Here is a 23699-nt window from a genome sequence, read left to right on the forward strand (position 1 = left end):
CTCCAGCGGCATCTCACCAAGCATGAAGGCCGGTTCGGTTCATCCGAGGTGGCTCACGAACTGGTAGTAGAGGTTCGAGGTGAAGGTGCACGCACGCTGGTACGACGAAGGCAGTTGCGCATCGCACTCGTGGTAGAGGTCCTGCAGGAAAGCCCAGTCGGCGTACCGTTTGACCTGGTAGCCGAAGATCCCCATGGCCTTGGCGTTGCGGTAGGCGAAGTCGTGCCGGTGGCAGGCCTTCCGGAAGTCCACCTGCTTGTTGTAGATCCACGGCTTGTCCGCGCTGTAGCTGCACCCGTCGTTGCTCCAGTTGAAGTCGTAGGCCGAGTAGTAGTCCCGGTAGAAGTACGCGTCGCTCCACCATGCCCGCCCGTCTGCGCCGATCCTCGTGAGGTGGTTGTACATCTGGAGCTTCGTCATGAGCAGCATGGCCGTCCGCGTGGCGGTCTCGTTCTCGCCGGCCGGGTTGACGGCGGCGACCTTCAGCTCGTACCTGATCGGCGCCACCCACTTCAGGGTCATCGCGGTCTTCGTGGTCGGATACCTGCTCCTGGTCCATGAGCCGCTCCAGGGGAACGCGGGACGCCAGTACACCCAGTACATGACCCCGGGCGTCGGGCTGGGGTTCCACTTGAGTTTGATGCCGCCGACGGCCGCGGTGGCGCTCAGGTCCTGCGGCGGGAAGGGGTAGGAGTAGGTGGGGCCGCCCCTGGCGGTGTTGCTGGCCGCGCTCGACCCCCACCGGTTCACGGCGACCACCCGGAAGTCGTAGGTGTACCCGGTCCAGAGCGGTACGGTCAGGCGGGCACTGGTCCCGATCGTGGGATAGGCGAAGTAGTACCAGGTCGAACCGGACGCCGACTTGAAGTGCACCCAGTAGTAGGCGAACGGCGTGTCGCTCGGGTCCCAGGCGAGGGTCACGTACCCGTGACCCGAGTCCGCGACGCGCAGGTTCCTTGGCGTGGTCGGCGGGTCGGACGAGGGGCCCGTGCTGATGGTGTTCGACGGGGCGCTCATGCCATCGCGATTGTTGGCGAGGACTCGGAAGTCGTAGGTGAAGTCGTTCCACAACGGGGTGGTCAGACGCGCCTTGGTGGCGGCCGTCGGGTAGGCGAAGGTGTACCAGGTGGAGGTTCCGTGCGAGCGGAACTGTACCCAGTAGAACACCGGGTCCGACGACCCGGCGTCCCAGGCCAGGTCCACGTACCCGTCGCCGGTGCCGGTGGCGCGGAGGTTCCTCGGCGCTGGGGGTGCCGCCAGCGGTGCGGCGGTCGACGGCGCCGCGCGGACGGCGGGCTTGACGGCGGGCTTGGCACCGGCCTCGGCGTGCGCCGACAGCAGCGCCGGTGCTGCCGACGGGGCCGCCGACGGGGCCGCTCCAAGTGCGGTCACGCGCACCGGGTCGGAGCCGGGCCCGTCGCCGGTCACGTTCGTGGCGGCCACCTTGAAGTCGTACACGTGTCCCGCTGTGAAGGGGCCGAGTTCGGCCGCGTTGGTGCTCGCCGGGTACGCGAACTTCGTGTACGTGCTCTCCCCGGCCGTGACGTCGCGCCGGTACACCCAGTAGTAGACGTCGGGGATCGCGGTCCAGGCCAGCTTGATGTTGCCGTTCGTCAGGGCGGTCGCGGCCAGTCCCGTGACCTTCGGCGGCATCGGCGGCATCGGCGTGGCCCGGACGACCGCGCTGGAGGCTCCCTCACCCGCCTGGCTGATGCCGCTCACCTTGAACTCGTAGGCGTGCGTGTTGACCAGCGGCTCGACGGTCAGCGCGGGGTCGCTCACCGGGTAGGGCAGGCGGGCGAGGCTCTCGCCCGCGGTGACGTCACGCACATAAACCCAGAACATCTCCGCGCCGGCCGGCGCCGCCCAGGTCAGCCGCACGCTCTGGTCGCCTGCCACAGCGGTCACATCCGTGGGCGCGGGCGGCGGCGTGATCTCGGCGACCGCGCTCACCACTGCGCTCGCGGGGCCCTCGCCGCCGTCACCGACGGCGGTCACCTTGAACTCGTACGTGTTGCCGTCGATCAGTGAGCGCACCGTCGCCTTCGGGCTGTCGACCGGGTTGTCCACGCGCGAGAACGAGGTGTGTCCGGCCGTCACGTCCCTCCGGTAGATCCAGTAGGCGCGGGCGTCCGGCGAGGCCGTCCACGACAGCTCCACCGTGCCGTCGCTCCGCGGGGCTGCCGTCAGCGCCGTCGGCGCGGCGGGTGGGGCGACACGCGGCGTCACGGTGACCGTGTTGCTCGCCGGCCCCTCCCCCGCGTCGTTGCCGGCGGTCACCCTGAACTCGTACGTGTCGCCGCTCAGCAGCGGCCCCACCTTGGCGGTGGTCTCTTCGACCGGGGAGTCGAGCTTGGTGAACGCGCTCTCGCCCGCCGTGGTGTCCCTGCGACGGATCCAGTAGACGTCGGCCCCGGCGGCGCCCGTCCACGACAGCTCGACCGAACCGTCGGAGGCGGCCGTGGCCTTCAGGCCCGTGGGGGCGGACGGCAAGGCAAGCGTGACGGTGGCCTGGACCAGGTTGGTCGGCGGACTCTCGCCGACCGTGTTGACCGCGGTCACCTTGAACTCGAACGTGTGCGTGCGCGCCAGGCCCGTGATCGTGGCCGTGGTCGCCGTCCGGTCATCGACCGGCGTCTCGGTGAACAACGTCTCGCCTGCCGTGACGTCACGCTGGTGGACGCGGTAAGCGGTGTCGCTCTCGGCCGCGGTCCAGGTCAGCGTGACGTCTCCGTCGCCCGAGCCGGTCGCCCGCAGGTTGGTGGGCGCGGCCGGCACGGTCCTGCGCCCTCCGACCGTGACGACCGGCGTCCGCGCGCCCTCCACGCCGTTCGTCTTGACCGCGCTGACCTGGTACGCGTACGTGTGACCGTCCGTCAGCCCCGAATCGAGGTAGTCGGTCCTGATCGCCGGGTCGCCGATGCGGGTGAGATGTGTCTGCCCGGCCGTCACGTCGCGACGGTAGATCCAGTAGTTGAGATCGCTGCCCGCGGGCGCGGTCCACGAGAGCTGCGCCGCTCCGTCCCTCGTGGCGGTGACCTTCAGCCCGGTGGGCGCACCCGGCACGGTGGCGGGGTCGGGAACCGGCGGCGGCCAGGTCACCTCGCGGAAGCGCGGCCGGTAGATGCGCGCGTCCCGATAGTGGGCGTCGCTGTCGAAGGTGTTCACGTCGTAGGAGATCAGCAGCTTGCCCGGGGCCGACAGTTCGGGGTGGTGGCGGCCGGCGTAGACGAACTGGCTGGGGTCCAGCTTCGGCTCCGGCGCCTCGATCAGGTACGCAGGACCGGTGAACGGGCCGGTGGGGGAACCCGCGACGTAGGCCACGATCCAGTTGCTGAAGATCCGGTTGTTCTCCTGGGTCACGAGCACGTACTGGTTGCCGATCTTGGTGACCGACATGCCTTCGCCGACGCCGCTGAGCAGCCGCGCCGACGTCGACTCCTGCGCCGACCAGCCCGACCCGGTCCAGTACTGCCAGGCGTCGGACAGGTGCCCGGCCGGGACCCGCGCCACGTGGGTGAACTTCTGGCCATCGGCCGACTCGCTGCCGTACACGTAGGTGTACGCGCCGTCCTCCAGGATCGCCGAGCCCCAGCCGATCTTCCCCGACACGGGCAGCGTGCGCACGGACGTCAGGGTCAGGCCCGGCAGGGCGAAGGTCGCCAGCGCGTTGCCGGTCAGCCGGAAGCCGAGCGGGGTGCCGTCGCCGGTGGCGGCGTAGCTGCCGTAGACGACCTTCAGGGTGTCTTCCTCGACGGTGGCGTCACCCAGCCAGTAGAAGTCCGATCCCGAATCGGGGCGTACCAGGGCGGACGGCGCGCTCGCCGTCCCACCGTGCAGGGTCGGGCCCAATGTGGCGCCGTCCTGCACGACCAGCGTGTTGTTGACCAGGGGGGTGTCGCGCGGGCGGGAGAAGTCGTCGTTGACGGTGCCGAGAAAGGTGTCGGAGTAGAGCCAGGCGATGCGGCCGTCTGGCAGCGGGACCGTGACCGTGGAATCGCCCCCCGTCCAGTGCCCGCCGGCATCGCCGTAGTTCGCCCACATGGTCGCGAGCGCGTCGGGGCTCGCCGGTGTGGCCGCCGGTACGGCGGTGCGCGCCGGGGCCGCCTGCGCGGCACCGTGCGGCACCTGAACCAGTCCGGCCAGTAACAACAGCGACAGGACGAGACCGGCCCACCGACCACGGGACATATGCGACTCCTCAAAAACGCGCGGCATCCGAGCGAAGGCTAGATCGACAACGGGAGCGCGGAAACGGTGAGGACGACTCATTCTCGGAGCCGGGCGCGCGATGGGCACTGAGTACGACGACTCAGCCGGATCGTGCTGGCCTTTAGTCCTTGCACGACATGTCAGAAAGGCACTGGATCAGCTCCACGACCCGCGGTACGTTGTGCGCGTGCTGCATGGTCGCGCCATCGAGCAGTCAGCCGTCGGCCGTCTGCTGGCCGAGGCCCGGACCGGCGCGAGCGCCGCCCTTGTCGTCCGCGGCGAGATCGGCATCGGCAAGACGGCCCTGCTCGACCACGCAGGCGCGCGGGCCGCCTCGCTCGGCATGCGAGTCCTGCGCTGCACGGGCGTCGAGTCCGAGACCGAGCTGCCGTTCGCGGCGCTGCACCTGCTCCTGCGGCCGCACCTGCCCCTGGCCGACGCCCTGCCCGAGCCCCAGGCGGCGGCGTTGCACGGAGCGTTCGGGCTGACGCGGGAAAGCGCCGGTGACCGCTTTCTCGTCGGGATGGCGGCACTCACGATGATGTCGCAGCTCACGCGCGGGGGGCCGCTGCTGTGCCTGGTGGACGACGCGCACCGGCTGGACCGGGCGTCGGGCGACGCCCTGCTGTTCGCCGCCCGGCGGCTGGACGCGGAGGGAGCCGTCATGCTGTTCGCCGCCGATGACGGCTTCGCGCTGGGCGTCCTGCCCGAGCTGCGGCTCACCCGGCTGGCAGACCCGGACGCCGCCGCGGTCGTGGAGTCGGTGACCGGGCGCCGACCGGTGCCGTCGGTGCTCGACCGCCTCCTCGGTGAGGCAGAGGGCAACCCGCTCGCGCTGCGGGAACTGGCGGCGGCGCTGACGCCGGAGCAGCGTAGCGGCAGTCTGCCCGCACTGCCACTCGGGGTGAACGGCACGCCGACCGTGAGCCGAGTGCAGCAGGTCTTCCGTACACGCATCGAGCGCCTGCCGCCGCGCACGCGGGCATTGCTCCTGGTGGCCGCCGCGGACAACACCGGGCTGGTGCACGTCGTCCGCGCCGCGGCCGCCGCGTTCGACGCCGCGTTGGGCGATCTCTCGCCCGCCGAGGAGGCGTCCCTCGTGCGGGTGTCCGGGGCGTCGATCGCCTTCTGCCACCCGCTCGTCCGCGTGGCGGCCTACCAAGGGGCCTCGGCCATCGATCGGATGGCGGCGCACCGGGCCCTGGCCGGAGCCCTGCGCGGAACCACCCACGCCGACCGCCGCGCCTGGCACCGGGCCACCGCCATGGCGGGGCCCGACGAGCGTACGGCCAGGGACCTGGACGCGGTGGCCCGGAGGGAGAAGGCCCGGCAGGGACACGCGGCGGCGGCCTCTGCGTACGAGCGGGCCGCCGAGCTGAGCGCCACCCGCCGGGCCGCGGCCACGCGCCTGACGGCCGCCGCCCGGGCCGCCTTCGACGCGGGCCAGCTCACCCAGGCGACGCGCCTCGCCGACCAGGCCCTTGATCTGAGAGAGGATCCCTTACGGCGACCACCATCCGCCACGCCTTCGCAACACTCCCCACCCGACCTCTGGGGCCCCACCACCCTCCCACCGGGCGCGCTCGGAGGCGCTGCCGCCGACGCGCCTGCCGCCCACGCGAACGCCGGCTTCCCTTGGGGCAGGGCAGGGGCCCACGACGACTGGGAGGCCGATGCCGTACGCCTTCGGGCGGCCGTCGCCTTCGAGGAGAGCTCACCCGTGCAGGGGAGCCGCATCCTCGTCGAGAGCGCCACCCTGCGCTCGTCCGACGCGCCCGCGTCCGCCGCCGTCATGCTCGTGGAGGCCGCGCGGGCCGCCTGGTACACGGGCGACGCGGAACTCGCCGCCCGGATCGCGCACGACCTGCGTGACCTGCACGGGCAGTCCACCACGACGGCCCTGCTCGCGGACACCCTCCTCTCCTTCGCCGGCTTCCTCCGCGGCGAGCCCGCCCCCGGAATTCCCCGGATCCGCGCGCTGATCGAGTCGGCCCGACACTCCCCACCCACCGACCCCCGCCTCGCCCTCCTCCTCGCCTCCGCCGGCCTGTCCACCGCCGACCACCGCGGCTCGTACGAGCTGGCCGACGCCCTCGTCGCCGACTGCCGTGCTCGTGGCCTGCTCGGATCGCTTCCCGGCGCGCTGCTCGTCCTGGCCAGGTCCCGGATGTTCCTAGGTCACCACCGCGAGGCGGAGGCCACTGCCGTGGAGGGGCTGCGCCTGGCCCGGGAAACCGGCCAGCGCCACACCGCCGACCACTTCACCTGCCTGCTCGCCTGGCTCGCCGCCGTCTCCGGTGACCCCTCCTACCACCGCGCCCCGGCTCCACCCTCCGACACGGTGGGCGCCGACCTGGCGAACTGGGCGCGTGGCCTGGCCGACCTCGCCTCGGGCCGGTACGCGTCCGCGCTGGAACATCTCACCGCCGGTAAGCCGCACGCCTCACTCATCGCCACCTACCTCGCAGCCCCGGACGAGGTCGAGGCCGCGGTCCGCTGCGCGAGACCGGACCGGGCGGCCGCCGCGTTCCACCGGTTCGACGCCTGGGCCGCCCAGACCGGCCGGGCCACCCCCGAGGCAATCGCCCACCGCTGCCGGGCCCTCCTCCTTCCTCCGGGCTCACGAGACGACGACCGCCAAGCGCACTTCGAGGCCGCCATGTACGCCCACCGCCTCGACCCGCAACCGTACGAACAAGCCAGGACCGAACTGCTCTACGGCGGATGGCTCCGCCGAACCCGTCGTAAACGCGCGGCGCGCGAGTTGCTCCACGCCGCCCGCGAGCGCTTCGCCCACCTCGGCGCCCGCCCCTGGGCCCGCCGCGCCGCCGCCGAGCTCCGCGCCACCGGCGACCCCGCCCCCACCGGCACCGAGAAGCACACCCCTTACGACCTCCTCACCACTCAGGAACGCCAGGTGGCCCGGCTCGCCTCGCGTGGTGTCAGCAACCGCGACATCGCCGCCCAGCTGTTCCTCAGCCCCCGCACGGTCGGCAACCATCTCTACCGCGCCTTCCGCAAACTCGGCATCACCTCCCGCCACGACCTCGGTGCCCTGCTCGGCCACGACGCACCGTGAACGGCGAACCCCTCATCCTGAAGACCTCGCCCCGGCTACACCGATGGCGGCGCATCGCCCGCCGCAGCCGTGCCACGGTATCGGCCGGCACCGGCTCGGCTGAAGCAGCCGAGCCGGCGAGACTGTGCGGAGGGCTTCACCAGCGACAGCTGATGTGTCTGGATCACGGGCCCGCGCCCCACGCGCTTCCGGCATGATGGCCGCGTGAAAAAGATGATCATCTTCTGGCCGCCTGCCTGGTCGCGGCGTTACCCTCCGTTCCCGCGCTTGCGGGAACCAATGCCTCGGAAACCACGAACCCCATCCGGGCGCTGGACGCCGAGCTGGCGTCCGGGCGCGGTGTGCGCTTCACCGACATGGCCACTTTCGTGGACGGCCTCGAGGAGAGGCGGGCAACCCGCACGCGCGAGGGCGTCTTCGCCTTCGACGACAAGGGCGTCGCGGCCTTATCAGTGAGCGCCACTGAACTGGTGGTGCCTCCACACCTGTCGATTACGTTGAGTGCCTGTTCCCAAGCTGGGGATCTTGAATCGGTGAGCTGACCGAATGCTGCTGTGCGCCGCCGATGGGCTAGTCAAGACCTTGGCGGACTTGACGTTGACGCTGAGCAGCGGCCACGGTACATCGGAACCGGGACCGGTCCCGAGCGGGTCGGATTACCTTCAGGCACGCTCATGTAGCCGGATAGTGGGAGTGTCGATGGCCGCGGTCGTGAGTCGAGTGGTGCTCGCAATTTGTGCCGCCCTTGCCGTGGTCGGTGGGGCGGCGCTCGTGGTGATGGTCATCGTGTACTTCGGCGCCGATCAGTACGTGTCGGAGTTGCAGATCGGCGGCTGGGGGACCCTCGCCGGGGTGTGCGGTTTCGGCGTGTACGTGGGAGGCGCCTTCCGCGCACACCTCCTCGCGCGGATAGGACTTGGCTTTGGGCTCGCAGGCGCCGGTTACCTTGCCAGCACGATCGTCGCATCCCTCGTCTCGTTGATGGCGGATCGCGGCGGCCCGCGGGGCACTCTTGAGGACGGCACCATCGGCTTCATTTGGGTCCTCGCCGGTGCATTCTGTGCTTGGCGTGCAGCGACCGGCCGGTGGCCAGTGGAGCAAATAGCCGTTTAGAGCGAGCTGAGTCCGCACGGGTCTGTCGGAAGGGCGGGACCGTTCTGCCTGGCTGGATGCGGCCGGAGGTGGTGTTCTGCTGTGGTGCGTGTCATGCACGGTATTGGCGGTGGACGCAGGGGCTCGGCGGCGAGCCGCAACCTCGTCCGCCCTGAGCGGGGCTGCCCCTCATGGTCGTGTACGCGGACGACCGGACCATGACAACATCTGCAAGGCGTTACGCACCAGGTGTAAGGCGTTACCTGGAGTCCGGTAGGAGGAGGCGACGCTATGGCGGCGGATGCTCTGGATTTAACGATGCGCGAGGCCGTCAGCAGGATGGAGAAGGTCTGGAAGATCGGGTCAGCGGTCGTCGTGGGTGGCGTCCCGGACCAGCGCGGTGCCTCATACCTGGGCGAGGGCGTTCTCTGGTGCGGGCGGTGCGAAGGCGCGATCGAGGAGCGGATCGAGGATGAGGGCTGGTATGCGGCAAGCCGCTTCTACCGCTGCTCCACCCCCAGTTGCCCTCCAACCTCCGCGCCGGCCTCGGAGATCGCTGCGGAACTGGAGAGCCTGACCAGGCAGTATCTGGCGGAACCCGAAGTCGCCGCGGCATGGCGCGCTGACCGCCTGGCGCAACTGGATGACCGGATAGCCTTAGCCCGCACCGTGCTCCCGTGGTGCTGCGACCAGCGGCGGCGCCGGAAGCTGAGCCGCAGCCTGGCAATCCGGGAGCGGATGACCCCTGGCCTCCGAGTCCTGTACCTGAACAAGCCCAGGCGAGAGCTATTTCACTTCGGCTGTGCTCTTGCGAATCTCATCACGGAGCGGGTCATGACCGCGGGGGCGTCGACGCAGGGCCGTCCCATCGAGCAGTTGAGGGACGCATGGTTGGAGTGGTTCGACTTGTACCGCTCCCTGGACCGCCTGAGCAGGCGGCAAGTGCGTCGCGCCCTTGGCGGGCGCACCGAGGTGAAAAGGATCGATGACCAGTGGGAGCGGCTCCAGAACCGAGTACTGGATCTCGTGCAGGAGACCGACTGGGTGTACACGGGTCCGCGCACGCACCTCACGGACGAAAAACCTTTGAAGGAGCCCTGGTCGGAGACCCCTGAAGTGATGCCACGAGAGCGGCAGTCTCTGATGACCTGGGCACTCGGGGCACGAGGTCGTCATGTCCGGCTGGTGGTTACCCTGGACGTCGACTCCGGAGCCCGGATCAACGTCGTTCCCGCACGCGACTGACTGAGCGATGAACAGATTACTGGTATAGATGCCGGAGTAGCTGGCCGCTGGGAAGGGGGACAGCTGCTCATGGGCGTCTGGGCGATCCACCTGCCAACCAGACGCCCACCCCACGCTCTGGTCAGCGATCCAGCCGTCTCGCGGGCGCTGACGCAGGCGTGATGGCCCGCCTGCCCCAACCCTGGCTTGCGGCGGCACGGGCGGTCGTCCTGGGCGGTGACGCGGGCGGGTGAGGGTGCGGGTGGCGGACTACCGCCAATCCAAGACCACCTGCCGATCGTGATCGTCTCCGCAGGGGCCCGCGCGGTCAATGCGCGCCAATAGCTGATGTTGCCGCCATGGTATTTGTCTGGAATGCCAACACGAACGACCCTGATGCGACAGACGAGCTTGCCAATCGTGCCACCCCACATTGCCGTCAGGATAGGCGAATACAGGAAGGGCAGAAGGAGCAGTATGGGCGTGACCAGGGAGCGTGCGTCACTCTCGGTCATATCGACGAAGATGGCGGACGCAAGGCCGTACATGGTTACCGTGAAAACTGCAAGAAGGGCGCAGTCGATGAGAAAGGCGGCTAAACGCAAACCGTGTGATGCGAGAGAAGGTTGGTCTGAGGGCTCGCTTGGCTGGTCAGGGAGTGGCGTGCTGGGGGTGTTCAATGGTGTCTTCCGGGTAGGCAAAGCCAGTAATGACCGGTACGGCGCGCTCAAGCGCAGGCTTCCCATGCGAATGTATCGTGACTTGACTCTCCTGGACGCCGGCAGTTGCGGGGTGCCGTCCGGCTCAGCCGGGCGGGGCTTGATGTAGTGAGGAAGGTCATCACACAGCCCGGGACCGGGGGTCAACGTGGGATCCCAAGGGGGCAAGCAGGGGCAACGCGAGTTCTCATGCGCGTGCCGCCGTCGCAGGTCACTTACATCGACGGCGTGAAGAGGCGAGTCAGTAGGCGGCTGGGTCGCCTGTCCAGGCGTCTGCAGAAGGTGCCGGGGGCCGGTACGGGAAGCAGACGCGGATGCACGCGAGAGTCCCGATGGTCGATGGTCTTCAGGTTGACACCGGTCTCGGCGGTCCAGACGGTCAGCGTGGCCCTGTGGCTGCCGCTGATGATCACGGCTGAGGCGGCTTCGTCAGCGGCCAGAAGGAGCTCATGGAGGCGACGGGTGGGCAGTCCCACGAGAGCGCCGAAGGACTGAGGATGCCGGCGTAGCAGAGGAAGGCCTGGGGTGATCGGCCACTGACCGCGCATGCCTATCAACACGGGTGACTCCCTGTCTCGGCCCGGTTGACGCCTCGGGGAGACAGAGGCGTCACCTTTTCTTTGCGTCTGCCCAGTGCGTAGGGGGTATGCGTGGCGGCTCGGTGAGCGGCGGAGCGGGGACGATGAGCGGGGACGACGAGCGGGGCCGGGGACGGCCTCCCCCCGAAGTACCGCCCCCGGTGCTGCCTACCCTCAGGCGCCCGACCACACAAGAAGACCAGCGCGATGAGCGTCTCGCCGGTCGGCCACACCTTGTGGGCCGTGGGGAAGGCCGCATGGCCATCATGTGGGGCCGGCCGTGTGGTGCGAAGTATCCCCGGCGGCCTGTCGTCGGAGACATATCCACTTTTGACCTGGGCAGATAGCGTGATGGCCCCGGCTGGGGTGGCCCCGGCCGGCGGCGCCCGGGTGCGGTCGCGGGCCGTGGCGCGGCATCAGATGGGAGCCAGCCGTGCGGGGACGGCTAGCCCCCGCATGCCGTCCCCGCGCTGGACCCACCCTTGGGACGGAGCAACCAACCAAGGTGACCGGCTGCCGTGGCGACAGCTCCTTCCGGTCGGGCCGTGCTGTGGGTGACGCATCGACCGCAAGGGTCATCATGCGTGCCGGATCGGTCGAAGTGAAGCATCTCGGCGGCGCTGTCGCGCGAGTCATATTCACTCTTGACCTGGGCGAATCAGGGTCGTCAAGGACGAACAGGATGCCCCCAGCGAAGGATGGGCGGCACCGTAGTACGGCAATTGCCGATGGCGAAGGACAGCGCGGATGTCGCCGCCGACGTTGAACTGGGAGAAGTCGTCGGAGACCGGCTGGTGTCGGTGTAGGTGGTGACGGCGCCCACCGTGTCGGCCAGGGCGCCATCGCGGTGCCTTCCCAGCCGACGCTGCAAGTCCGGCCTACTTGAGACCATCAACGCGATCCGGGAAGGTACCCCCCTTCCCGGCAGATCCACAGGTCTCAAGCATTGCTCCAGGGCCAGTCCAAACGCCACTGATGTGGCGATAGGTATGGTGGCCCGGTAGAGAGTCGCCGTGCGCGGTGCGTGCTCGTGCGCCCCGTCGCGCAAGCAACACATCCTGCGCCAGCACAGACAGGCGCAACGACGCGGTGCGGTGCTTAAATGCCGCGATCCTACGGTTTCTCGTGTGAGATGAGACTCCGCACGCGTGACCGCCTACGACAGCGAGCGTACGCGGGCAGGAACTGTCTACGCGAACCTGCGTAGACGCTGCCATCCGCTGTCGGAGGCCGCGGTTGCCTCGACGGCGCGACGATCGATTCCGTGAACCCCTCTCTCCTAGGCGCTCGTCACCGGCGCCTTGGCTCACCAAAGTGAAACCACTACGGAAGCAATCATGGCCGCCAATTACTCGCGCTCCGCGTCGACCATCTTGTGGTTCGTCACCAGCCTCGCGATGATCCTGCTGCTGACGAAAACCTTCTTCCCTGGCATCGGCTTCCCCCTGCTCCTTCTCGCCCAAACGGTGTTCACGCTGCTGCACGGCTCTCGCCGGTACGGCTGGCGCGCGATTCTGGTGTTCGTCGGGATCACACTGCTGGTCAGCAACATTCTGGAGAACCTCAGCGTCCTCACCGGCTTCCCGTTCGGGAACTACCACTACACCCTTGGTTGGCAGCTCTTCATGGTTCCCTTAGGGATCGGGCCCGCCTACGCGGCCACCGGCTACCTGGCGTGGACGGTTGCCACACTACTGGTCGGAGCGGTCCGCCGTGGTTCCGGCCGGCTGACCACCATCGGGACACCGGTCATCGCCTCCTTCGCCATGGTCGCCTGGGATCTGTCCATGGATCCCACTCGCGCCACTATCCAGAAGCTGTGGATCTGGGAGAACGGCGGTGGATTCTTCGGCGTGCCCCTGGTCAACTTCCTCGGGTGGTCGTTGACGACCTATGTGTTCTTCCAGTTCTTCGCGCTGTACCTACGTTCCTACGGTCCGGAGCCGAGGGCGACACCCGAGCCGGCCACGGCATCTCACGTGCAGTCCCTGGTGCTGTACGCCGCAACCGCCGGCGCGTTCGTCATCGACTTCCTGTCCGGCGAGCGCACCATTGTGACCGACGCTCTTGGACACAGGTGGCATACCGGCGACCTCTACGAAACGTCAGTGCTGACCACGATCTACGGCATGATCTTCATCACCGTTCTTGCCGCACTCAACCTCGCCCGGCGAAGCGGCGCCGCCTCGGCGAACCTGCCGGACACCACCCGTCATGCCAGCCCGGCAAGCACTCCAGCCGACACCGCGGCCTGAGGTGATGAAGCCCGTTCGCCGTGCTGCCCGGCCTCACCCGCCTCCTGCAGGACCGGCGCGGTCCCATCCTGCGGGGTCCGACTCGACGCGGACGCCGATCGATGGCCACGCGACGGCGTCCCCAGCAACCCACGCGCCTGGTCGATCACGGCTGCTCGGAACCCATCTCGTGCGGCTGGTCGCAGAAGCGGACCCGGACGGCAAGGCGGAGCTCTACACCAGACTTGCTGGAGGACGGCGACCGGCTCGGCCGTCTCGACCCCGCCGGCGCGGAGCGCTGCTTCAGCAACCTGGCCTTCTTCGAGTCGTTCAGCACGCTCGGCCGCAGCCGCGAGGACCTGCAGCGGCGTCTGCGCGAGTCGCACGTCCTGGTGCTCGGCACCGGCGGGCTCAACTCCGACACGATCCCGCACCTGGCCGGGCTCGGCGTGGGCAGGCTGACGCTGCTCGACCGCGACACGGTGCATTCGGGCAACTTCGCTCGGCAGTACCTCTACCGATGGGACGGCATCGGCGCCCGCAAGGTGGAGCGGGCCTCGACGTGGGTCAGGGACTTCGACGCGGCCATCGAGGTCGAGGCGATCGACACCGACGTCGGGGGGCCTGAGCAGCTTTTCGAGCTCATCGCCCGCACCCGGCCCGACGCCGCTGCGGACGGCCTCCTCGCCGCCGTGGCGCTCTTCCTGATCTTCGGCATCGTCTGGCAGTGGGCCGCCCTCCCGCTGCGCGGCGACTCGTACGCGCTGCTCGCGAACGCGCTGCGCTGCCACGACCTCTACCGGACGACGTGGCTCACCGCGAAGGACAGGCTGTTCCGGCTCGCCGAGGCCGAGAGCGCCGGGCCGGCTGAGACGGGCGAGCGGGACCGGCAGGTCGCCCGCTGGTTCGTGGTGCCGTACGTCGCGGGGACCGCCGTCATGGCGTGGATGCTCTTCACGGTGGTCCTGCCGCTCATGATCTCTCCGGGCGGCTGGGGTGTGGCCCAGCTCGCCGGCGGCGAGATTGGCTCGGCGACTTCCGGGAGGCGCCGGCCGCGGCGTGCCGCTCCGCCATCCGTTCGACGTGCGCTGCGAGCGCGCGCACCGTCCCCTCGTGCGGGAGCGGTCGTCCACGCGGCCTTCCTCATCGGAGGAACTGTCGGTGGCATGTGGCACCGTGAGATCGGCGTGCCCATCATCGAGCCCCTCCGCCCGCTGCCCGGCGGCGTGACGGAGGAGCCGGCGGGGGAGGGGCGCGCCTGACGGCGTTCGCGGGTGTCGAGGAAGGGAGCCTCGCGTGGCTACCGCCCAGGAGCTTTTCGACGACCTGATCATGGAGCACCTCGCCCGGCCGGAGGTGAGCATGGGGCGCATGTTCCATTCGGAGGGGCTCAAGGTCAACGGCAAGATTTACGCGTTCCTGTCCAAGGACCGCCGGGTCGTCCTCAAGGTCCCGGCCGCGCGGGCCGCCGAGCTGGTGGAGGAGGGGACGGCCGAGGCGATGGTGATGGGGGCGCGGCGGATGCGGGAGTGGGTGGCCCTGCGGGTGCCCGACGAGACCGTCTGGCGCCGCCTGCTGTCGGAGGCGGCCACCTACGTGGGCGGGTCATCCCATCGGTGAGGCTGTCGGCCTAGTGTCCGGCACCGCACGGGACAACGCCCGCTTTGGCGGACATGCACCATGTGCGCGCATGGCGTGAGCGCTGATGGCGGGAATCGGGTGCGGCCCTGGTCACGTTGCGCGAAGCGTTAGGTAGCGTTGACAGAGGGGCCCGGCCCGGTCTCCCGCCTCGCCCGTTCCCTCGTAACCCAAGGTGGCGATGGTCCAAGTCACAAGTTGCAGCTACGACCCAAGTTCCAGCGTCGTGTGTCCAAAGCGAGCGAGGAGAGTGTTTTGTCCCAAGCAGCAGAGGTTCTCGAACTCGACGACAATGTGGCCGACAGCGGCGCGGCCGTCGGCGCCGACTCGGTCAAGGCATATCTGAAGGAGATCGGGCGGGTGCCGCTGCTCACCGCCGAGCAGGAGATCGAGCTGGCCAAACGCATCGAGGCCGGGCTGTTCGCCAGGGAGCGGCTCGACACCGAGCCGGGGTTGCCGCCCGAGCTGCGCGCCGATCTGGAGTGGATCGCCGATGACGGCCTACGCGCCAAACGCCGCATGCTGGAGGCCAACCTGCGGCTGGTGGTCTCCATCGCCAAGCGCTACACCGGCCGCGGCATGCTCTTCTTGGACCTGATCCAGGAGGGCAACCTGGGCCTGATCAGGACGATCGAGAAGTTCGACTACCGGCTCGGCTACAAGTTCTCGACGTACGCCACGTGGTGGATCAAACAGGCCATCACCAGGGCCATGGCCGACCAGGCCCGCACGATCCGCATCCCCGTCCACATGGTGGAGCTGATCAACAAGGTGGCGCGGGTGGAGCGGCGCCTGCAGAGCGACCTCGGCCGCGAGCCCACGCCCGAGGAGATCGCCCAGGAGACCGAGCTCGACCCGGAGCGGGTCGTCGAGATCCAGGGGTACGGCCGCGAGCCCATCTCGCTGAGCACGCCGCTGGGCGAGGAGGGCGACAGCGAGTTCGGCGACCTCATCGAGGACACCGAGGCCGTCTCACCGGCCGACGCGGTCTCGTTCACGCTGCTCCAGCAGCAGCTGCACGCCCTGCTCGACCAGCTGTCCGAGCGCGAGGCCGGCGTGATCAGCATGCGTTACGGCCTGGCCGACGGCCAGCCGAGGACGCTCGACGAGATCGGCCGCATCTACGGCGTCACCCGCGAGCGCATTCGCCAGATCGAGGCCAAGACGATGTCCAAGCTGCGCCACCCGTCCCGCTCCCTGGCACTGCGCGACTACCTGAGCTGACCCCGACCACCTGAGCTGATCCTCAGGCGATGAGGGCGTTCACGCCCAGGGCGAGGAGCGCGAGGACCTTCGCCGATTCCGTGGCCACGTAGACGTGGTGGGCGCGGGAGCGCGGCAGGGTCTCGCCGGCGAGCACCCGGTCCGAACGGCGGTTGAGGCGCGGCCGGATCACCAGCAGCTGGACGGCCAGCAGCAGCGCGGCGACGGCGGTCAGCACGCCGACGGACACGGGAGGGCCGCCGACGGCCACCGCCACAATCGCGGCGGCGGCCAGCACGGCCTCGACCCGGTTGAGCGCCCGGAAGACGACCCGGCCGATGCCCAGCCCGATGGGCACGGTCACGCCGGGCGCCCGGAACTTCAACGGCGCCTCCAGGAACGAGATCGCCAGGACCATCCCCAGCCAGACGAAGGTGACCGCGGCCGTCACGGCGGCTGACGTGGCGTTCATGGTGTGCGTTTCTCCTTTGCTCGCGGCCGCCCTGCCGGCGGCCTCCGGATGTGGCCGGCGACCGGTCTACTCGCAGCCCAGCCAGAGGTCCGGGCCGAAGACCTCGTAGTGGACGGCCTCCGCGGGAAGGCCGCGGCGCAGCAGGTCGCCGCGTACCGCGCGCATGAAAGGCAGTGGCCCGCACAGGTACGCGGTCAGCCCCTCCGGCAGCTCCAGCGCGGCCACGTCGGCCTGGCCGGCCGACGCCTCCGGCGCGTGCTCGCCCGGCTCTTCGTACCACAGGTGCAGCCGGGCGTTCGAGAGCGCCCGCACGAGGCGGCGCTGCTCGTCCCGGTGGGCGTGGTCGGCGGGGGTACGGTCGGCGTGCACCACCGTCACCGGCCGGGCGGGGGTCTCGGCGGCCAGGTGGTCGAGCATGGCCAGCATCGGCGTGCTGCCGATCCCGGCGGAGGCCAGCAGCAGCGGCCCGTCGCCCTCGGGGAGGACGAGGTCGCCGAACGGGGCGGAGACGGTGAGCACGTCGCCGGGACGGGCGTGCTCGTGTAGCCAGGAGGAGACCTCGCCCTCCGGCCCGGCCTCGCCCCGGACGCGCTTGACGGTGATGCGCCACAGCGGGTTGCCGGGGGCGCTGGAGAGGCTGTACTGGCGGATCTGGCGGGCGCCGTCGGGCAGCTCGACCTGGATGCTGACGTACTGGCCGGGGCGGAAGGAGCCCGCGGGGGCACCGTCGGCGCGGCGCAGGGTGAAGGCGACCGTGTCGGGGGCCTCCTCGCGCCGCTCGACGATCTCCATCTGCCGCCAGACCTCGCCCTCGGCGGTGCCGGAGTCCTGGTAGAGCCGGGTCTCGATGGCGATGAGCGCGTTGGCCATCAGCCAGTAGACCTCGTCCCAGGCGGCGGCCACGTCCTCGGTGACGGCGTCGCCGAGGACGTCGCGGATGGCGGAGAAGAGGTGCCGGTGGACGAGTTTGTACTGGTCGGAGGTGATGCCGAGGGAGGCGTGCTTGTTGGCGATCCGGGCGAGCATCGCGTCCGGCCGGGTGTCGGGGTGCTCCAGAAGCATGCCCGCGAAGGCCGCGATGGAGCCCGCCAGCGCCTTCTTCTGCTCCCCGTTGGCCTGGTTGCCCCGGTTGAACACGTCGCGCAGCAGCTCGGGGCGCTCGGTGAACATCTTGCTGTAGAACAGCTCGGCGATCTCGCCGATGGCGGCGCCGACGGCCGGGAGGGTGGCCCGGATGACAGGGACGGATTGCTCGGAAAGCACGGTGACTCCCAGATAAAATTGGTAAATGATCTTCGTATTTAGGCATGCGGCAGCCGGCCCGGGGCGGCAGGACCTGAGTTACCCGGAGCGGCGGCCGGTCAGCCCGATCAGAACCGGGCCTGTGGGGGATGTCACCAGATCCGCCACGGTCAGCGGATCGAGTGTGGCGTAGAAGGCCTCCTGCGCCTCGCGCAGCACCCGGCGAAGCCGGCATGCCCCGCGCAGCGGGCACGGTGGATCGCCGTCGCAGGCGACGACCTCGTCCTCGCCCTCCAGCTCTCTCACCAGCCAGCCGATCGAAGCCCGCCGCCCGAAACCGGTCAGTTCGAGCCCTCCGCCACGACCCCGCCGGGCCTCCAGCACGCCCAGGTGCTGGAGCCGGGTGATCGCCTTCGCCATGTGGGCGTAGGGCACGTCCACGGCCTCCGCCACCTCCCGGGTGGTCAGGGGCCGGGCCTGGTCGGAAACCGCGAGCCGCATCACGGCCCGCAGCGCCAGGTCGGTGAACTTCGTCAACCGCACGTTCCGATGCTAACAAACACGCATCTTGGGTTCGTATTTAGGAGGGGGTCTGAGGGTGTGGGTTACGTCACGGGCCCCGGCGTGTCCCCGCCACGGGCCGCCGCACCGTCATCGAAGGCCCGTACGACGTCGATGATCTGCCCAAACGCTCCGATGGGATTCACCATGGCCCCCTGACGAGGGCCGCACCCTGGTTTAGATTCCGAGGCGTGAAACGCTCCCGTTCGAGCCTCGCCCACCAGATCTCCTACGCGGCCAGGCATCCGCACAAGATCGCGCCTCACCTGCGGCGGCTGGCGCGCGACACGTGGTTCCGGCTGCGCACGCGCGACCACGTCGCCTACTACCGCGCCGTCATGAAGTCCGACACCGCGCGCGACCCCGAGGGCGCGGTCGGCTCGCACACGCACAGGCGGTGGCTGGCGCTGGGCCGCCTGCAGTTCGACTACCTGGTCGAACACGGGCTCAAACCGGAGTTCCGGATGCTGGAGATCGGCTGCGGCAACCTGAGGGCGGGGCGGCTCTTCATCGACTACCTGCACACCGGCAACTACTACGGCGTCGACATCTCGCCCGACATCCTCATGGCGGCCCAGGACACGCTCGTCGAGCACGGGTTGCGCGACAAGCTGCCCCACCTCATCCCCGTCCGCGACCTGCGCTTCGCGTTCCTGCCCGACGAGCACTTCGACGTCGTCCACGCGCACAGCGTGTTCTCCCACTCGCCGCTGCACGTCATCGAGGAGTGCTTCGCCCACGTGGGGCGGATCATGAAGCCGGGCGCGTGGTTCGACTTCACCTTCGACCGCACGGAGGGCAAGGAGCACCACGTCCTGCGCGAGGACTTCTACTACCGCACCGAGACCCTGGTGGACCTGGCCGGCCGGTACGGGTTGAGCGCCGCGTTCATGGAGGACTGGGAGCTCGGCCCGCACAAGCAGTCGAAGATCCGCGTCACCAGGATGAGCTGACCGGCGCCGGCACGGCCCGCGCGGCGGAAAACCGGCTGCGTGCGGCCCGGCGCGTCGCCTAGCGTGTGGGGCGTGAGAGACGTACGGGCGCTGCCCAAAGCCCACCTGCACGTGCACCTGGAGAGCACCGTACGCCCGGAGACCGTGCGCGAGCTCGGCGGCGGCGCGCCCGAGCGGGCGCCCGAGCCGCGGCAGGCGTTCGCGAGCTTCAGGGAGTTCGCCGACGAGCGGGCGCGGGTCCGCTCGCTGCTGCGCACGGCCGAGCACTTCCGCCGGATCGCGGTGGAGTTCTGCGAGGACGAGGCCGCCCAGGGCACCCGCTACGTGGAGGTGACCTTCACCGCCGCCTCCCACGGGGAGCGGGTGGGGGAGCCGGAGATGCCGCTGGAGGCGGTGCTCGACGGGCTGGCCGAGGGCGAGGCGAGATTCGGGATCGAGTGCCGGGTGCTGCTCGACCACTCCAGGCGGCGGCCGGTGGATCGGCTGTGGCGCACCTACAAGCTGGCCTGCCGGTACGACCGGGTCATCGGCATGGGGCTGGCCGGCGACGAGGCCCACCCGCTGGCGCCGTTCGCGGAGGTGTTCGACGCGGCCAGGGACGCGGGGCTGCGCCTGGTGCACCACGCGGGCGAGGCGGCCGGCGCCGCCAGCGTCCGCGAGGCGCTCGACGTGGGGCACGCCGAACGGCTCGGGCACGGCATCCGCGTCCTGGACGACCCGGCGCTGGTGGCCGAGGTGCGCGAGCGCGGCATCCCGCTGGAGGTCTGCCCCACCTCCAACGTCCTGCTCGGCCTGGTCCCCTCCCTGCCCGAGCACCCGCTGCCCCGGCTGCGCGAGGCGGGGCTGGCGGTCACGATCAACACGGACGGGGAGACGGTGCTGGCCGACGAGTACACCCGGCTGCGGGAGGTGTTCGGCCTCGGCGACGGGGAGCTGGCGGAGCTGGCCCTGGCCTCGATCGACGCCTCGTTCGCCGGCGATGCGCTCAAGGAGCGGCTGCGGGCCGGGGTGCGCGCCTGGCTCGCGTCCTCCCCGTGACCGGCGGCGGCGCACCGCCCCCGCGCGAGGTCCTCGCGGCCTTCGGCGCCTCGGGCACGCCGGTCGACCTGGGTGGGGTGTGGCGGGCGGGCTCGCTGGCCTTCAAGCCCGTGGAGTTCCCGCCCGAGACGCTGTGGCGGGCCGAGGTGCTCGACGCCCTGCCCGGCTCGTCCCGCTTCCGCATCGCTCGTCCCGTACGTGCGCGGGACGGCTCGTGGGTGGCGCGGGGCTGGGAGGCGTGCCGGTTCGTCGCCGGCGCTCCGGACGTCCGGCGGCAGGACGACGTGCTGCGGGCCGGGGCGGCCTTCCACGAGGCGATCGGCGGGCCGGCGCGGCCCCCGTACCTGGACGTGCGCGACGGCCCGTGGTCCCACGGCGATCGGGTCGCGTGGGACGAACGGCCCGTCGAGGGCACGCCGATGGCGCTGGAGCTGCTGGAGCCGCTGGCCCTGGCCCGCCGCCCGGTCAGGGCGGCGTCGCAGGCCGTGCACGGCGACCTGCTGGGCAACGTGCTGTTCGCCGACGGCCTGCCGCCGGCGATCATCGACTGGCCCGTCTACTGGCGGCCGCCGGCGTGGGCGGCGGCGGTCGCGGTCGTGGACGCCCTGTGCTGGCACGGCGCCTCGCCCGCACTGGCCGCCCGGTGGTCGCACCTGCCGGAGTGGGGCCAGATGCTGGTCCGCGCCCTCATCTACCGGATCGTCACCGACGACGTCGCGGCGCCCGGCGCCTGGACGCCGGGCCGCCTGGCGGCCTACCGGCGCGCGATCGCTGTCACGGACCCGTACCTGGAGGCATCCGATGGATGACCCGCTGCCCGAACCCGTCCTCGCCTCCGTCCTCGGGCGGCCGGGCGGGACGGTGGTGACGTGCCGGAGGGAGCCGATCGGCGGGAGCTCCGGCGCGGCGACCGGACGCGTCACGCGGCTGTCCGGGCTGGCACGGTGCGGCGGCGAGGAGGTGCCGTTCAGCGTGGTGCGCAAGGAGGTGCGGCCCGTGCGGGAGGGGCGGCACGCCCCCTACGCCGGTGATCCCCGCCACTGGGCGTACTGGCGGCGCGAGCCCCTGGCGTACGCGAGCGGCCTGCTGCCCGCCGGGCCCGGGCTCGCGGCGCCGCGCTGTCACGGGGTCGTAGGAGACGTGGTGTACCTGGCCGACGTCACGGGCGTGCCGGAGTCGCCGCACCTGGCGGCTCGCCGGCTCGGGGCCTGGCAGGCCGGTACGGCGGTGCCCGACGTGCCGTGGCTTGCCGGGCACCAGCTCGCCCAGCGGCTGGCGACGAGCGAGTGGACACCCGTGGCCGCCGACCCGCGCGTGGCGCGGTTGTGGGCGCGGCAGGACGAGCTCCTGGCGGAGCTGGCCCGGCTGCCGGTCGTCCTGACGCACGGCGACTTCTCGGCCGGCAACCTGGTGGCCCGGCCGGACGCCCCAACCGGTGGCGTGCCGGAGGCCGGGCGCGAGACCACGCCCCAGGGCTCGTCCCACCGTGCGCCGGCCGGCACCACCGTGGTGCTCGACTGGGCGACGCTGGGCGCGGGGCCCGTCGGGGCGGATCTGGCGGCGCTCGCGTTGAGCACGTTCGCCGACCCCCTGGAGCACTACCTGGCCGGGGCGGGCGGCCGGTTCGTGCGGGCCGACGTCGAGTGCGGCTATCGTGCGACCCTCGCCCTGACCGGCGCCGGGCGCGTGCACTGGATGGCCACGCGCGGCGTGCGCCCGCCCGACGGCTACGAGGACTTCATCCTGTCCCAGGCCCCGTGAAGGCCGGCGGGGGTCAGGGCAGCCGCCCGGTTCTGGGGCGCAGGCGGTGCAGCTCCAGCCCGACCCCCACCATCTCGGACTGGTCGAGCCCGGCGACCCGGTCCAGAGGCACCCATTCGGCCCGGTCGGAGCTGCCGCCGATCTCGGCCCGCAGCGTGCCGCCCGTGACGCGCCCGACGTAGTAGATGCGCAGCCCGTGGAAGTCGGCCTCGCGGCCCTCGCCCCTGGTGTAGCGGCGGCGCAGGGTGCTCATGCCCAGCAGCTCCTCGATCGCCACCGTGTAGCCGGTCTCCTCCTCGACCTCCCGGATCGCGGCGTCCACGGGGTCTTCCGCGTGTTCGAGGCCGCCGCCGGGCAGGGTCCAGACGCGCTCGCCGTCCGGGCCGACCCAGCGGGTGAGGAGGATCCGGCCGTCGTCGACGCAGATGGCGTACGCGGCCACGCGCAGCTCTTTGGTGATGATCACGTCAGGACTATGGCGGTGGCGGCCGGGATCCGCCACCGGATTTTCAGCCGCGGGGCAGCGTGCTGGCGCGCGTGATGAGGGTCGTCGCGAGCTCGATGCGCGTGCCGACCGGCCCGCGGGGATGGGTCAGCTCCTCCGAGATCAGGCGGACCGCCTCGTTGGCCATGTCGTCCAGCGGCTGGCGGACGGTGGTGAGCGGCGGCGACATCATCTCGCACAGCATCGAGTCGTCGAACCCGACCACGGACAGCTCGTCGGGCACCCGGACCCCGCGCTCGGCCGCCGCCTGGTAGACGCCCGCCGCCATCAGGTCGGACCCGGCGAAGACGGCCGTCGGGGGGTCGGACCGGTCGAGCAGCTCGGCCCCGAACCGCTTGCCGCCCGAGATGAGGAAGTCGCCGTAGTGGGTCAGCTCCGGATCGGGGTCGATGCCGAACGTGCGGTGCGCCGCCAGGTAGCCCTCGTACCGGTCGAGGGTGCACTGCGTGTCGAGTGGCCCGCCGATGAAGCCGATCCTCGTGTGCCCCAGCTCCAGCAGGTGGGTGGTGGCCATGACACCGCCCGACCAGTTGGTGGCGCCGACCGTGGAGATGCGCGGGTCGCGGGCGCCGACCGGGTCGAGCAGCACCAGGGGCACGTGCAGCAGCTCCTCGATGGCCGAGATCTCCTCCTGCTCGGCCCGCGAGAGCACCAGCACGATGCCGTCGGTGCCGCGCTTGCGCACGATCCCGATCCAGCGCCGCAGGTCGAAGTCGGACCGGCAGGACGAGGACACGACGAGCGAGAACCCCCACCGCGCGGCGGCCTGCTCCGCCCCCTTGATGAGCACCTGGGCCCACGGCGAGCCGAGCCCGTCGATGAGCAGGTCGACCAGGCCGACCCTGGGCGTGCTGGGCGGTCGCGGCGCTTCGTACCCGAAGGCCCTGACCGCCTCGAGCACCTTGTCCCTGGTGGCGGCGGAGACGTGCTTCTTGCCGCTGAGGACCTTGGAGACCGTCGGCACGGACACCCCTGCGGCGGCCGCGACGTCGGCCAGTGTTGCTCGAGCCACAAAGCCTCCTGACAACTTTCGGAAACTACGGGAAACCGCAGCTTTCCCCCTGACCTGGCGCTTGCTGTTACCCGTTGGGCGCAGTTGACATCGCCGCAGGCCCGAGCTTAGCGTAACCCTTCGGCAATGTCACGGTAATCTTTCGGAAAGTGTGCCAGAAACTTTCCGATCCAGTC

The 23699-nt window shown here is 70.5% G+C and carries 19 protein-coding genes; 12 read left to right on the plus strand and 7 right to left on the minus strand.

Annotation, left to right across the window (positions count from 1 at the left end; translation table 11 throughout):
- Window positions 1–39 precede the first annotated feature (39 nt).
- Window positions 40–4191, minus strand: coding sequence for a phospholipase A2 (locus FH608_RS13175; protein ID WP_193318383.1), 4152 nt, complete (start codon window positions 4189–4191; stop codon window positions 40–42).
- A gap of 208 nt (window positions 4192–4399) precedes the next feature.
- Here FH608_RS13175 and FH608_RS13180 point away from each other — a divergent pair, with 208 nt between their 5' ends.
- The 4 genes from FH608_RS13180 to FH608_RS13195 all read left to right on the plus strand — a co-directional run bounded on the left by FH608_RS13180 (window position 4400) and on the right by FH608_RS13195 (window position 9628).
- Window positions 4400–7291: a helix-turn-helix transcriptional regulator gene (locus tag FH608_RS13180; protein ID WP_193318384.1), complete on the plus strand. Its 2892-nt coding sequence runs from the start codon at window positions 4400–4402 to the stop codon at window positions 7289–7291.
- 356 nt (window positions 7292–7647) lie between these two features.
- Window positions 7648–7833: a hypothetical protein gene (locus FH608_RS13185; RefSeq protein ID WP_139630747.1), complete on the plus strand. Its 186-nt coding sequence runs from the start codon at window positions 7648–7650 to the stop codon at window positions 7831–7833.
- A 157-nt stretch (window positions 7834–7990) separates the two neighbouring features.
- On the plus strand, window positions 7991–8404 hold the full coding sequence (locus tag FH608_RS13190; RefSeq protein WP_139630748.1) for a hypothetical protein: 414 nt from the start codon (window positions 7991–7993) through the stop codon (window positions 8402–8404).
- Between the two features lie 270 nt (window positions 8405–8674).
- Window positions 8675–9628, plus strand: a complete 954-nt coding sequence (locus FH608_RS13195) for a hypothetical protein (RefSeq protein ID WP_139630749.1) — start codon at window positions 8675–8677, stop codon at window positions 9626–9628.
- On the opposite strand, the gene FH608_RS54350 is transcribed toward FH608_RS13195, so the two are convergent.
- Window positions 9556–10353 (minus strand): RDD family protein, encoded by a 798-nt coding sequence (locus FH608_RS54350; RefSeq protein ID WP_139630750.1) that lies wholly within the window; start codon window positions 10351–10353, stop codon window positions 9556–9558. The genes FH608_RS13195 and FH608_RS54350 overlap by 73 nt on opposite strands.
- Window positions 10354–12241: 1888 nt before the next feature.
- Here FH608_RS54350 and FH608_RS13205 point away from each other — a divergent pair.
- The 4 genes from FH608_RS13205 (at window position 12242) to FH608_RS13220 (ending at window position 16000) form a co-directional block, all read left to right on the plus strand.
- The gene (locus tag FH608_RS13205) at window positions 12242–13159 is read left to right on the plus strand and encodes a carotenoid biosynthesis protein (RefSeq protein ID WP_139630751.1); all 918 of its coding nucleotides are present in this window, start codon (window positions 12242–12244) and stop codon (window positions 13157–13159) included.
- A gap of 224 nt (window positions 13160–13383) precedes the next feature.
- Window positions 13384–14400, plus strand: coding sequence for a HesA/MoeB/ThiF family protein (locus tag FH608_RS13210; RefSeq protein WP_226899422.1), 1017 nt, complete (start codon window positions 13384–13386; stop codon window positions 14398–14400).
- 34 nt (window positions 14401–14434) lie between these two features.
- Window positions 14435–14758, plus strand: coding sequence for an MmcQ/YjbR family DNA-binding protein (locus FH608_RS13215; protein ID WP_139630753.1), 324 nt, complete (start codon window positions 14435–14437; stop codon window positions 14756–14758).
- Window positions 14759–15031: 273 nt separating this feature from the next.
- A complete protein-coding gene (locus tag FH608_RS13220; RefSeq protein WP_394367674.1) occupies window positions 15032–16000 on the plus strand; it encodes an RNA polymerase sigma factor in 969 nt (322 codons plus the stop codon).
- 22 nt (window positions 16001–16022) lie between these two features.
- Here the strand turns inward: FH608_RS13220 and FH608_RS13225 are convergent, their stop codons facing one another.
- From FH608_RS13225 to FH608_RS13235, 3 genes are all read right to left on the minus strand, one after another.
- A complete protein-coding gene (locus FH608_RS13225; protein ID WP_139630755.1) occupies window positions 16023–16451 on the minus strand; it encodes a hypothetical protein in 429 nt (142 codons plus the stop codon).
- Window positions 16452–16517: 66 nt separating this feature from the next.
- Window positions 16518–17714, minus strand: a complete 1197-nt coding sequence (locus FH608_RS13230) for a globin domain-containing protein (protein ID WP_139630756.1) — start codon at window positions 17712–17714, stop codon at window positions 16518–16520.
- Between the two features lie 78 nt (window positions 17715–17792).
- Window positions 17793–18236 (minus strand): RrF2 family transcriptional regulator, encoded by a 444-nt coding sequence (locus FH608_RS13235; RefSeq protein ID WP_139630757.1) that lies wholly within the window; start codon window positions 18234–18236, stop codon window positions 17793–17795.
- Between the two features lie 209 nt (window positions 18237–18445).
- On the opposite strand from FH608_RS13235, the gene FH608_RS13240 reads away from it, so the two are divergent.
- The 4 genes from FH608_RS13240 (at window position 18446) to FH608_RS13255 (ending at window position 22006) form a co-directional block, all read left to right on the plus strand.
- On the plus strand, window positions 18446–19207 hold the full coding sequence (locus FH608_RS13240; protein ID WP_139630758.1) for a class I SAM-dependent methyltransferase: 762 nt from the start codon (window positions 18446–18448) through the stop codon (window positions 19205–19207).
- A 72-nt stretch (window positions 19208–19279) separates the two neighbouring features.
- The gene (gene add, locus FH608_RS13245) at window positions 19280–20245 is read left to right on the plus strand and encodes an adenosine deaminase (protein WP_139630759.1); all 966 of its coding nucleotides are present in this window, start codon (window positions 19280–19282) and stop codon (window positions 20243–20245) included.
- Window positions 20242–21054 carry a TIGR02569 family protein gene (locus tag FH608_RS13250; RefSeq protein WP_139630760.1) on the plus strand — a complete coding sequence of 271 codons (813 nt, stop codon included), beginning with the start codon at window positions 20242–20244 and terminating at the stop codon, window positions 21052–21054. Before add ends, FH608_RS13250 begins: the two co-directional genes overlap by 4 nt.
- Entirely contained in the window at window positions 21047–22006 is a 960-nt protein-coding gene (locus FH608_RS13255) for an aminoglycoside phosphotransferase family protein (RefSeq protein WP_139630761.1), read from the plus strand. Before FH608_RS13250 ends, FH608_RS13255 begins: the two co-directional genes overlap by 8 nt.
- A gap of 13 nt (window positions 22007–22019) precedes the next feature.
- Here the strand turns inward: FH608_RS13255 and FH608_RS13260 are convergent, their stop codons facing one another.
- Together FH608_RS13260 and FH608_RS13265 are read right to left on the minus strand one after the other, a co-directional pair.
- Window positions 22020–22472 carry an NUDIX hydrolase gene (locus tag FH608_RS13260; protein WP_226899423.1) on the minus strand — a complete coding sequence of 151 codons (453 nt, stop codon included), beginning with the start codon at window positions 22470–22472 and terminating at the stop codon, window positions 22020–22022.
- A gap of 43 nt (window positions 22473–22515) precedes the next feature.
- The gene (locus FH608_RS13265) at window positions 22516–23523 is read right to left on the minus strand and encodes a LacI family DNA-binding transcriptional regulator (RefSeq protein WP_226899425.1); all 1008 of its coding nucleotides are present in this window, start codon (window positions 23521–23523) and stop codon (window positions 22516–22518) included.
- Between the last annotated feature and the right edge of the window lie 176 nt (window positions 23524–23699).

This window comes from Nonomuraea phyllanthi (assembly GCF_006334985.2).
GTDB classification, from domain to species: Bacteria; Actinomycetota; Actinomycetes; order Streptosporangiales; family Streptosporangiaceae; genus Nonomuraea; species Nonomuraea phyllanthi.

What these genes read in the sequence shown, in the direction of transcription:
- FH608_RS54350 (WP_139630750.1), bottom strand. Translation starts at nt 10,353, where the DNA reads ATGGGAAGCCTGCGCTTGAGCGCGCCGTACCGGTCATTACTGGCTTTG.
- FH608_RS13185 (WP_139630747.1), top strand. Translation starts at nt 7,648, where the DNA reads ATGGCCACTTTCGTGGACGGCCTCGAGGAGAGGCGGGCAACCCGCACG.
- FH608_RS13255 (WP_139630761.1), top strand. Translation starts at nt 21,047, where the DNA reads ATGGATGACCCGCTGCCCGAACCCGTCCTCGCCTCCGTCCTCGGGCGG.
- FH608_RS13195 (WP_139630749.1), top strand. Translation starts at nt 8,675, where the DNA reads ATGGCGGCGGATGCTCTGGATTTAACGATGCGCGAGGCCGTCAGCAGG.
- FH608_RS13175 (WP_193318383.1), bottom strand. Translation starts at nt 4,191, where the DNA reads ATGTCCCGTGGTCGGTGGGCCGGTCTCGTCCTGTCGCTGTTGTTACTG.
- FH608_RS13225 (WP_139630755.1), bottom strand. Translation starts at nt 16,451, where the DNA reads ATGAACGCCACGTCAGCCGCCGTGACGGCCGCGGTCACCTTCGTCTGG.
- FH608_RS13205 (WP_139630751.1), top strand. Translation starts at nt 12,242, where the DNA reads ATGGCCGCCAATTACTCGCGCTCCGCGTCGACCATCTTGTGGTTCGTC.
- FH608_RS13190 (WP_139630748.1), top strand. Translation starts at nt 7,991, where the DNA reads ATGGCCGCGGTCGTGAGTCGAGTGGTGCTCGCAATTTGTGCCGCCCTT.